This is a genomic window from Bacteroides sp. GD17 (assembly GCF_038448625.1).
Classification (GTDB): domain Bacteria; phylum Bacteroidota; class Bacteroidia; order Bacteroidales; family Bacteroidaceae; genus Bacteroides.
Genome location: NZ_JBCEZS010000001.1, coordinates 733,967 through 745,872 on the forward strand (window position 1 = coordinate 733,967; position 11,906 = coordinate 745,872).

Annotated in this window: 5 protein-coding genes; all 5 read left to right on the plus strand. The window is 43.4% G+C overall.

The genetic code is table 11. From position 1 onward, the window contains the following. Positions 1-2 precede the first annotated feature (2 nt). The 5 genes from AAE250_RS02545 to AAE250_RS02565 all read left to right on the plus strand — a co-directional run bounded on the left by AAE250_RS02545 (position 3) and on the right by AAE250_RS02565 (position 11,903). Positions 3-1,328, plus strand: a complete 1,326-nt coding sequence (locus AAE250_RS02545) for a glycoside hydrolase family 88/105 protein (protein ID WP_294596591.1) — start codon at positions 3-5, stop codon at positions 1,326-1,328. Positions 1,329-1,457: 129 nt separating this feature from the next. After that, the gene (locus AAE250_RS02550) at positions 1,458-2,378 is read left to right on the plus strand and encodes an AraC family transcriptional regulator (protein WP_294596588.1); all 921 of its coding nucleotides are present in this window, start codon (positions 1,458-1,460) and stop codon (positions 2,376-2,378) included. An 837-nt stretch (positions 2,379-3,215) separates the two neighbouring features. Beyond that, positions 3,216-6,413: a SusC/RagA family TonB-linked outer membrane protein gene (locus AAE250_RS02555; protein ID WP_446715714.1), complete on the plus strand. Its 3,198-nt coding sequence runs from the start codon at positions 3,216-3,218 to the stop codon at positions 6,411-6,413. 11 nt (positions 6,414-6,424) lie between these two features. Then, positions 6,425-8,506: a RagB/SusD family nutrient uptake outer membrane protein gene (locus AAE250_RS02560; protein ID WP_294596583.1), complete on the plus strand. Its 2,082-nt coding sequence runs from the start codon at positions 6,425-6,427 to the stop codon at positions 8,504-8,506. Positions 8,507-8,696: 190 nt separating this feature from the next. Next, the gene (locus AAE250_RS02565) at positions 8,697-11,903 is read left to right on the plus strand and encodes a SusC/RagA family TonB-linked outer membrane protein (protein WP_294596580.1); all 3,207 of its coding nucleotides are present in this window, start codon (positions 8,697-8,699) and stop codon (positions 11,901-11,903) included. The last annotated feature ends 3 nt before the right edge of the window (positions 11,904-11,906 follow it).

Genomic DNA, 11,906 nt, shown 5'->3' on the forward strand with positions numbered 1-11,906 from the left:
ACATGAAGAAGATTTTTATTTCCTGCATGCTGTTGCTGGCTTCGGCTACGCTTTTCTCGCAAGTAGAGGTGAAGAATGCCGCTCAGGCAAAACTCTCAGCCTCCGAGCTGGCTGTGAAGATAGCCGACCGCATCCTTGGCAGCACCACCTATGAGTTTAAGAATACCAAGACCGGCGAGACATACACCACTGTCAAGAACCTGCCTTTGGATATGAATGTCCGCGTTGCTTGCAAGTATAATAACTGGCACTATACTAATGGAGTGACCCACATCGCCCTGATGGAACTTGCCGATAAGACCGGCGACAAGAAGTACGACGATTATGTCCTTCGGAACATGAACTTCGTATTCAATGAAGGCAACCTGGATTTCTTCAGGAAGCAATACGACAAGGCTATGAAAGACGAAGGCTGGTACGGCGTCCGCAAATTGAGCTGGCACATGATTTTCCGTGGTAAGCGCCTGGACGACAACGGTCCGATGGGCGCCAGCCTGATCGACTTGCAGATGAAACATCCCGATAAAGCATTCCTGAAATATATCAACGAGACAGCCGAACATCTGAACTATGGCGAACCTCGTCTGGAAGACGGTACCATCGCCCGTATCTGGCCGCACGTCAACACCATTTGGGCCGATGATGCCTTTATGGCAATCTCTTTCCTGGCACGTATGGGCAAAATGACCGGTGACATGAAGTACATTGACGATGCCGCCAATCAGGTTATTAAATATCACGAATATCTATGGTGTCCGGAAAAGCAGATTTTCTATCATTGCTATCACACGGATAACAAAGAACATGGAGTGGCACACTGGAGCCGTGCCAACGGTTGGGTGTTCATGGCTACTGCCGATTTGCTGGACGTGATGCCCCAGGACCATCCTTTGCGCACGAAAGTGCTGGAATGCTTCAAACGCCAATGCAGCGGCGTAGCCCGTTACCAAGGCAAAAACGGTCTTTGGCACCAGCTTCTTGATAAGGAAGATTCCTTTGAAGAGATTACCGGTACCGCCATGTTTGTCTTCGGTATGGCTCGCGGTGTGAAACGCGGATGGTTGCATCCCGATTTCATCTACGCAGCCGAGCAGGGCTTGAAGGGTATGATGACCAAAATGTCTGATAAAGGGGATGTTACTGCCATTTGTGTAGGTACGGGCATCATGCCGTCTCCGGCTTACTACTATAACCGTCCTGTTCAGGAGAACGATCCGATGGGTGAAGGCCCGGTGCTCCGTGCATTGATTGAGATGATAGATGCGCCGAAGTATACGGAAATCAAAGCCGAACAACAATATGATAAAATTGTAGTCAAGAAGCCATAAGCTGCACTTTTTACTCGTTAGTAAATTAGAGTCTTCGCATTGGGAAAAATATATTTTCTCGGTGCGAAGACTTGTTTTTAAGAAATAATCTCTATTTTTGTCCCGAACCCAACATGAAGGACACGTGTTATGACAAAGAACTATAATGATTTAGGAGTAGAATTCAAGTACCTTATCGTAAATGACATGGACCAGAAGTATGGTCTTTGGGTCAATACTGTAGGGTTTCAATCCATCCAGCCTAACTCCCCTTATCCGCTAAAGGATCATCCTACCGGCTATTTCTTCAATGCACAGAAAGGACGTGTCTTGCGTGAATATCAGTTGGTTTATATCACAAAGGGGAGGGGATTGTTCTCCTCGGAAACAACTCCGGAAAAGCAAGTCTGCAAAGGGCGTCTGATGGTGCTCTTCCCTGGTCAGTGGCATACCTATCATCCTTATTCCCAGACAGGATGGAACGAATATTACATTGGTTTTGAAGGGCCGGTGCTTGATGATATGGTGAAAGCGGGCTTCCTTTCGAAAGAGAACCAGGTACTTGAAGTTGGCTTGAACGAGGAACTTGTTTCGCTTTACTCCCGTGCATTGGAAATAGCCGAGGCAGATAAGATTTCTTCCCAGCAGTATCTTGCCGGGATTGTGCTGCACATGATAGGGATGATACTATCTGTTTCCAAGAATAAGATTTTTGAAGTAGGGGATGTGGACCAGAAGATTGAGCAAGCCAAAATTATCATGAACGAGAATGTATTCAAGGATATTGACCCGGAAGAGCTGGCTATGAAGCTGAACATCAGTTATTCCTGGTTCCGCAAGGTCTTCAAGGACTATACGGGTTATGCTCCTGCCAAATATTTCCAGGAACTGAAACTGCGTAAGGCAAAGCAGCTTCTGGTCAGTACTTCACAATCGGTAAAAGAGATTTCTTTTATGCTCGATTATAAATCTACAGAACATTTCTTCTCCTTATTCAAGAAACGAACCGGTTTCACACCGCTGGAGTACCGCTCTTTTGGTCGCGAAACCGATGCTGAAGAAGAATTGTAGAATACAGTTTATTGTAGTTCTTACCAGCACTCCAGCACGCATGCGTGCAACGAAAAGATAATCAACGTATTAACCGGTGCTGGTAGCAGTGACGGTAGCGTGCTGGTAAACTGTTACCAACACGCTTTTTTTATGCTATTGTTGACAAATGATTCATGTAATATGCTGTATTACAGTTCTTAATCATACTTCGCACCTCTTGCCTTTAATCATGCCTAAATAACCTTTATTAACACCATAATTAGGGCAATTCAGCGTTTTCTCTTTTAAAATAGCTGCTATTCCGCTATAATTAGTTCGGACAATAGCCGGAAAAGTGTCCGAACATGCCTGTATCTGTCATCTAGACAGACTGGCTCGACGTCCTTGGACACTTGTACATTTTCCCTTTTTAGCCAGTATCTAATACGCAAAAGAATCACCCTGAATGCGCAAAGAGACTATGTAAAACTCCGTCCTGTGTCTGCGGGCTATCGGGCACACGTATGTGGGCTGTCGGGCATACAACTGTAAACCGTAGGGCCCACGCACGAGGGGCAAAGTCTTACATACTCCATTGGTCCAAAAACAATATGGGAAATGCATATTCTCGACTTGCTGTTTGCAGGTTTTTCCCTTGCTCTCTCTATTGAATAATCATTTGTTTATGAGGAAAATCAAAAAAAGAAGTGTTTCAGTCAAAAGAGGTATTTACTCAGATTATTAATCTTACTACTTTTGTCGCCGAGATACCTGTGTTCGATAACGGAACGCAAGTTTGTTAAGCTTGAATTTATTTATTAATCAAATATATATTAATAATCTATGAGAATCCTACACAAAAACCTCTGCTTGTTAATGCTTCTATTAATAGGCTGTCCTCTAGGCATTTTTGCTCAGAACAAAACAATTACCGGTACGGTTCGCGATGCGATTGACGTGGTGATTGGTGCTTCTGTTACAGTGAAAGGTGACAAAACAATCGGTACTATTACCGATATGGATGGTAACTTTAAACTGTCTGTTCCTGCTTCTGCCAAAGATCTGGTGATTTCATTTATCGGTTATGAAGATCAGACAATAGCGATTGGCAGTAAAACTCATTTTGAGATTACACTGAAAGAATCTTCTATCATGTTGGAAGAGGTGGTAGCTATCGGTTATGCCAAAGTTAAACGCAAAGATTTGACGGGTGCCACTTCCTCTGTTTCAAGTAATGAGCTTGCGGCTGTTCCGGCAATGACTGCTGCACAGGCTTTGCAGGGAAAAGCTGCCGGTGTTAATATTGTAACGAAGAGCGGTGCTCCGGGAGCCAGCGCGAATATTACCGTGCGTGGTGGTACGTCAATTACACAGAGTACCGAACCTCTTTATATTGTTGATGGATTTGAAATGAGTGATGCGCTCAGCAATATCGATGTGAATGATATCGAGAGCATTGACATTCTGAAGGATGCATCTTCCACTGCTATCTATGGTGCACGCGGTTCTAATGGTATTGTCCTGATTACTACCAAATCGGGCAAGAAAGGCAAGACACAAGTAAGTTATAATACTTATTTTTCTTTTGACGTGTTGTCCAAGAAACTTGACATGATGTCTAATGCTGAGGATTTTGTTAAATATCAGTATGAACTGGCAGTATTGCAAGGCGGTGCTACAAACTTTAGTACAGTTTTTGATAATGTGGCTTCTGATGCTTCCGATTTTTATACCGGTGCTTATTCTCGTATTGCCAGTCGTTATGCCGGCGCACAAACGCTTGATTGGCAGGATGAAGTATTCGGTGGCTCGGCCTTAACTCAGAATCATAATGTGAATGTTTCTACCGGAACAGATAAAACGCAGGTGATGTTGAGCTATAATTATAGTGGGCAGGATGGATTGTTGGTAAATCATGGTGTGAATAAGAGCTCTTTCCGTGCCAAAATTAATTCGGAACTTTGGAAAGGTATTCGTGTAGATGTTAATACAATGTTCTCTTATAATAAAACAATGGGTGGCGGAGCTTACTCCGGTATGAAGAGTGTACTTTTGCAACCGATTGTTGGCGGTACGAAATATACTTTAGACGAATTACTGAATACACAGACTTATCCGGATTTGTCTGCTTTGGATACAAGTTATGATACTGCCAATCCACTGATCCAGAATCAAGCCTCTACTTCAGAGAAACGTTCACGTATCTATACGGTAAATGCAGGAGTTGAGTTTGACCTTCTGAAATATCTGACGTGGCGTACTGCCGGTAGTTATACTTGGACTAACAGCAAAAGCAAATCGTTTGCTGATGAAAATTCTACTTCGTATATAATGGATGCTGCCAATACTGGTATTAATGGTAGCATAGACAATGCGGAATCATTCAAATGGCAAATAACTAATACGCTGAACTATAATCAGACATTCGCACAGAAACATAAGTTGAATGTCCTGTTGGGCCATGAAGTAACTTATTCCGAGTCGGAGAATAATAAGATGTCTTTAGTTAAGTTCCCCTTCCCGAACTTTGGTTTGGATAATATTTCTCAGGCTACGTTGAAAGATAAATCGGTTGGGCACTCACGCAATGGTATTGTTTCTGCTTTTGCTCGTTTGAACTATACTTTCGATGAACGTTATCTGTTGACGGCAACGGTCCGTGGTGACGGCTCTTCTAAATTTGCCAAAGGCAATAAGTGGGGTATTTTCCCTTCTGTTTCCGGTGCATGGCGTGTTTCAGAAGAAAAGTTCTGGCAGGAAAGTAATATTTCCAATACGGTCAATAATCTGAAGTTGCGTGTAGGTTATGGTACGACCGGTAACTGTAATATCAGTGACTATATGTACACTACTTCTTTCAAGCAGACAGATTATCCTTTGAATAATACGGAAGGTAACCTTGCTTATGTCTTGGATGAAACTCTGGGTAACAGGGAATTGAAATGGGAAACGATGCATTCTACTAATATTGGTCTGGACGTTTCTTTGTTCAACAGCCGTTTGAATATTACTGCAGAATGGTATAACAATCAAGTAAATGACCTGCTGCTGAAATGTGTCATCCCATCTACAAGCGGTTATAAAAGCCAGTTCCAGAATGTAGGTAAGATTCGTAATCGGGGTTGGGAATTCTCTATAAATACTGTAAATGTACAAACTAAGAATTTCCGTTGGACAAGTGATTTGAATCTGGCATTCAACAAGTCTAAGGTTGTTTCTTTGGAAGATGGCCTTGAATCAAAGACTTTCTCTGTAGGTAGTAACCGTTCCGGTCAGGTGAATTATTATGCAGTTGTAGGCCAGGCTTTGGGTGATATGTATGGTTACGTTTATGATGGATTGTACACTACGGATGACTTTACTCAAAACGCTGACGGTACATTGACTCTGAAGGAAGGCGTAGTGAAACCCAATAGCGGAACGCCGCAACCCGGTGATATCAAGTTTGCTGCCGACAATGAAGATGGCACGCAGTTTACCCAGCAAAAAGTGAAGATTGGTAACGGTACTCCCGATTGTATTGGTGGTTTCAACAATACTTTTGCTTATAAGGGCTTTGATCTGAGCGTATTTATGAAATTCTCTATCGGTAACGATGTTTACAATGCTACCAAGCACAGTATGAGTCCGTATGCTGCATTCCAGAATGTCCCGACTGAATTCGGCGATAACTATTATCGTCTGGTAGATCCGAGTACAGGCCAGAAGGCAACAGCTTTGGATCGTATTAAAGAACTGAACCCCAATGAAGGGTCACGCACCTGGAGCTTGAGCAAAACCAATTCCAGCTATATCACTTATCCTTCTTCTTACTATGTAGAGGATGGCTCTTATTTGCGTATTGCGCAAGTGACTTTAGGATATACTTTACCAAAAGTATGGTTGAAGAAGTTCTGGATATCTAATGCACGCCTTTATTTTACGGCTAATAATCTGGCTACTATCACCGGCTATTCCGGTTATGACCCTGAGGTATCTTCGGGTAATGACCAGGTTGTTTGTACGCCGGGATATGACAGCTCTACTTATCCGCGCTCCAGAAGCTATGTAGTAGGTCTTAACTTAACATTCTAAACTTTACTGTTATGAAACAAATATTCAATATAAAGAAACAAATTATATCACTGTCAGTTCTGATGCTCTCCCTGGGGATGACCTCTTGCTCGGACTGGCTCGAGATGCCTTCTTATACTTCAGCAGATACTGAAACTGTATTTGAGAGTGAGGCAACGGCTGATGCATACGTACAAGGTTGCTATCGCGGTATTATTCCGACAGATATGATTTATCAATTGGCTGAAGGTGAAACAGTCAGTCACCCAAGTGAGGATGGAACAACCAATAACTCAAAGTACAATCTTGCCAACTGGTTCTATGGATCGAACTCTCCGGACTGGACTACTACTACACTTTTCAATGAAGAGTATGGTGCGATAGAGTCTGCCAATATCGGTATCAAGCGTCTGAGAGGAATGCCTGAAACAGCAAAGCGTAACTCTATGTTGGGTGAGGTATTGGGACTTCGTGCCTTTGCATATCTTAATCTGATTAGTATTTATGGCGATGTTCCGGCTATGTGGCAACCTTTGGAAGATATGGACCCGAATGATGAAAATACGTTCTATCCCAAGCGTGTGTCCCGCGATATTATATATGACCAGATTGTGGCTGATTTGCAGGAAGCTGTTGGCTATCTGCCTTGGTTTAGCGAGAGTGGCTATGCTACAACAGAACGGTTGACCAAGCAAGGCGCTCTGGCATTGTTGGCACGCGTGGCTCTTTATGCAGGTGGCTATTCTTTGCGTTGGAACCTCGAAACGAACGACGCGTCTACCTTGAAGGTAGCCCGGCGCAGTGATGAGGCCCGGGTACGCGAGCTCTACCAGATTGCAAGCGATGCATGTAAGGAGATTATAAATCATGGTGAAAACTCACTTATACAAGAAAAGAGTGATATGAGTGGTTTCCAGTATATGTGGTATAACTTCTGTCAGCGTAATTTTTCTGCCATTAACAATGAAATGATATTCAGTCTGGCTCAGTATGGTTCTACTACGAACTCTAAATGGGGTGTATATGCTCATCCGGGTACTCGTGGCGGTTTGTTCGGGTCACGTAAGGCTATGATCTCCATTCTGCCTACATACTATCTGTCTTTCGAGCCGGGCGATACCCGTCGTGATGTGACTTGTACTTCGTACAGTATTTACTTCCTGGAAAAAGGCAGTGCTGATGATACCTGGGTAGATGTAGGTACTACATACTCTTGTATTATGTCCGGTAAATTCCGTATCTCTTGGTGTGTGGCTCCGGCTCCTGATGCAACGAAACGTAATCTGAATATTCCTATAATCAGTTATCCTGATGTATTGTTGATGTATGCTGAGGCACAGAATTATTTGAATGGAGGTCCTACCGGTGATGCAATAAATGCATTGAAGCAAATCCGTGAACGTGCCGGTGTTGGTTCACTGGAGATACCTTCTACTAAAGAAGAGTTTGACGATGCTTTGGCTCAAGAACGTAAATGGGAATTGGGCGGCCAGCTGTTCCTGCGTACTGATTTGATTCGTATGGGACGTATCTCTAAGGAGATTAGAGCTACACAGCAGGCAATGAAAGATTTGTCTGACCGTAAAGGTGAGTATGCCAATGTTCCTATCTACCGTCTGTATAAGTTGCATGAAGACGCTCAAGAGTATGGTGATAAGTTCTTAGCCCTTGACTATATTGAGCTGACGGACGAACAGGAAATAGCCGTTGCTATAGATGTACCGGATAATAAAGAGCAGTATGCTGAATATCAGGCTCAACTGGCCGATATTGTTCGTGCACACGGAGTAGCTGTCAATGAGGGAGATAAATGGTATCCTTGCAATATGTTCCAGGCTTACACCAGCTCATTTAACGGCAAGGCTCGTAAAGCTGCAGGTTTTGGAGCAGGTTTCAATGCATTGCAGATTGGTAAAATACTTTATCAGAATCCGACAGGCTCTTTTGAAAACAAGGGGGTATATCCTGACTGGATTGCTGCTCCTGACGGTAGCGATGGTATTTATTATGGATATAAAGAGAATTTCTCAGAGTTGCTGCCGCTGGCAGATAAATCAAGTGGACATCCGTTGGTGGATAATCCGAATTTGACTCAGTTGCCGGGATATAAATAAATATCTGTAGGTAGAAGGAGAAAAACGATAGGGTTAGAGGAACTTATACGTGTCAGTTGGGCTGTGGAAGCAAAGCTGCCGGATTGATTCCTCTAACTTTTTTATCGCCGAAAAGTTAATTTTGAATCTATCAATTAATCAAATATATTAATAATCTATGAGAATCTTACACAAAAATCTTTGTCTGTTAATGCTTCTGTTAATAGGCTGTCCTCTAAGCATTTTTGCTCAGAACAAAACAATTACCGGTACGGTCCGCGATGCGATTGACGTGGTAATTGGTGCCTCTGTTACAGTGAAAGGTGACAAAACAATCGGTACTATTACCGATATGGATGGTAACTTTAAGCTGTCTGTTCCTGCTTCCGCCAAGGATCTGGTGATTTCGTTTATCGGTTATGAAGATCAGACAATAGCAATTGGCAGTAAAACTCATTTTGACATTATGATGAAAGAATCTTCTGTAATGTTGGAAGAGGTTGTAGCTATTGGTTATGCCAAAGTAAAGCGTAAAGACTTGACCGGTTCCTCTGTATCGGTTAGCTCGGATGATTTGAAGATGGCACCGGTTACTACTGCTGCCCAAGCACTTGCCGGTAAGGCTGCCGGTGTGAATATTGTTCAGCAGAGCGGTGCTCCGGGTGCGGATATTAATATCACGGTACGTGGCGGAACGTCTATTACACAAGGAACGGAACCCCTTTATATCGTGGACGGCTTCCAGATGGATAATGGCTTGCAGAATGTGGATATCAATGATATAGAAAGCATTGATGTAATGAAGGATGCTTCGGCAACGGCTATTTACGGTGCCCGTGGTTCGAATGGTGTTGTGCTGATTACGACAAAGTCCGGCAAGTCGGGAAAGACCGAGGTTGCTTACAATGCTTTTGTTAGCTTCGACCATTTGGGTAAGAAACTGGATGTATTGGGCGTGGAAGATTATACGAAGTATCAGTATGAATTCAATGCATTGCGTGGGAGTTATGGCGATTTCGTCAGCTACTTTGGAGGTGATTTGAACGCTCCTGACTTTTATACCGGAGCTTATGCACGCATTGCAAGCGAATATGGAAACCGTCAGGGCATTGACTGGCAGGATTTGGTGTTTGGAGATACCGGTATTACGCAAAATCATAACTTGAACATAACCGGTGGCACTGAGAAAACAAGATACATGTTGAGTTATAATTATACCGGTGAAGACGGTATCATGGCAAAGCATGGTTATCAGAAAAACAGTATTCGTGCAAAGATTAATCATGAACTTTGGAAAGGAGTACGTTTTGATTTCTCGTCCAGCATGCAGATGACCAAAGTAGAAGGTGGCGGTAGCTTGGGCGGTAAATTGAAACAGACCATTTTGCAACCGGTAACCGGTGGTGACAAATGGACCAATGACGACATGATTAATTCGGATTTGAGTAATATGATCGGCGACATGATGGGCGATGCCAGTTATGATGCACAGAATCCGTTACGGGACAACCAGGCCATTGACCAGGAGAAATATACTCGCATGGCTACCGTTAATGCCGGTCTGGAAATTGACTTGATGAAGGATTTGACTTTCCGCACTGCCGGTAGTTATATGTGGAGACAAATACGCGATGATTACTGGGACGATGGTACTACGAAACAGGCCAATGCCAACAAAAGTCCGTATGGATTTGGCAAGCGCAACAACAGTGAGAAATTCTCCTGGCAGGTTACGAATACCCTGAATTATGCTTTTAAACTGAAGGATATCCATAGCTTCAATGTATTGTTGGGACAGGAAACATACTATGAGCAATCTATGAACCTGGATAATGAATACCGGGAATTCTCGGATGGTAACTTTGGCTTGAATGATGTCAGCATGGGTAAACCTTATACCTGGAAGTCCGGTAAGAGCAAAGTGGGGATGGTTTCTTTCTTCGGCCGTCTTTCTTATAACTTCAACGAACGTTACCTGTTTACCGGTACGCTTCGTGCCGATGGATCTTCTAAATTTGCCCGTGGCAACCAATGGGGGTATTTCCCGTCTGCATCTGCCGCATGGCGTATTTCTGAAGAAGCGTTCGTTAAAGATAATATTGACTTCTTCCAGAACTTGAAGTTGCGCGTCGGTTACGGTACAGCCGGTAACAATGGTATCGATAATAATATGTATGCCACTTCGTATGGGTCAGGTCATTACGGCTATAATGGCGGTGATTACATTACTTATAAGCCGGGCGACACTTTGGGTAACCCTGATTTGAAATGGGAAAAGACTACTACAACCAATGTCGGTCTGGATATTTCTGTCTTCAATAGCCGTCTGAATGTATCGGTTGACTGGTATAACAATGAGTCTTCAAATCTTTTGATAAAGAATAAGATACCGACTTCTACGGGTTACTCTACACAATTCCAGAACTTGGGCTCTATTCGTAACCGGGGTGTGGAAATTGTGGTGAACTCTACCAATATCCGTACCGGTGATTTTACTTGGAGTACCGACTTCAACATTGCCTTCAACCGCTCCAAGGTACTTGACCTTTATGGTACCGACCAGACTAATTTCATTCAGGATTATGAGGGACGTATGGGTTACAAGGTTGAAGTAGGCAAGCCTTTGGGAGAGTATTACGGACTTCTTTATGACGGTATCTATACGACGGATGATTTTACCCAGAATGCGGATGGTACTTATACGCTGAATCCCGGCATTCCTTATTTGAAAGGCAGTGTACGTGCCAATGTGAAGCCCGGTGACGTGAAATACAAGAATGTAGCGGGTGAAGTGGATAAGGACGGTAATCCGGTTTATTCAATCAATGACCGTACCGTGATAGGGCATGCTGCTCCTAAATTTACCGGCGGTATCAACAATACGTTCAGATACAAAGGCTTCGACTTGACGGTATTTATGAACTTCGTAGTAGGCAATGATGTGTTCAATATGAGTACGCAGCGTTTTATCGGCCCTTATAAAGCCAACCAGAATACGATTACAGATATGCTTAACCGCTTTACGCTGATAGATCCGCAGACCGGTAAGGAAAGTACAAACCTGGCTCGCCTGGCCGAATTGAATCCTCACCAATATAGCGGTTCTGCTTTGTGGAATATCTCCAGCAATAACAAGAATGCTATCAGCGACCACAGCAGTTATTATCTGGAAGATGGCTCTTACTTGCGTTTCAGCACTATTACGTTGGGTTATACATTCCCGAAGGCATGGACGCAAAAAGCTAAAATCAGCAATGCGCGCGTTTACTGTACGCTGAATAATATCTGTACAATTACAGGCTATAGCGGTTACGACCCCGAAGTATCGGCAAGTAGCAGCGCATTGACTCCGGGTATTGACAACTCTTCTTATCCGCGCTCCAAGAGTTGGGTATTGGGCGTAAACTTAACTTTCTAAACG

What these genes read in the sequence shown, in the direction of transcription:
- AAE250_RS02545 (WP_294596591.1), top strand. Translation starts at nt 3, where the DNA reads ATGAAGAAGATTTTTATTTCCTGCATGCTGTTGCTGGCTTCGGCTACG.
- AAE250_RS02550 (WP_294596588.1), top strand. Translation starts at nt 1,458, where the DNA reads ATGACAAAGAACTATAATGATTTAGGAGTAGAATTCAAGTACCTTATC.
- AAE250_RS02555 (WP_446715714.1), top strand. Translation starts at nt 3,216, where the DNA reads ATGCTTCTATTAATAGGCTGTCCTCTAGGCATTTTTGCTCAGAACAAA.
- AAE250_RS02560 (WP_294596583.1), top strand. Translation starts at nt 6,425, where the DNA reads ATGAAACAAATATTCAATATAAAGAAACAAATTATATCACTGTCAGTT.
- AAE250_RS02565 (WP_294596580.1), top strand. Translation starts at nt 8,697, where the DNA reads ATGCTTCTGTTAATAGGCTGTCCTCTAAGCATTTTTGCTCAGAACAAA.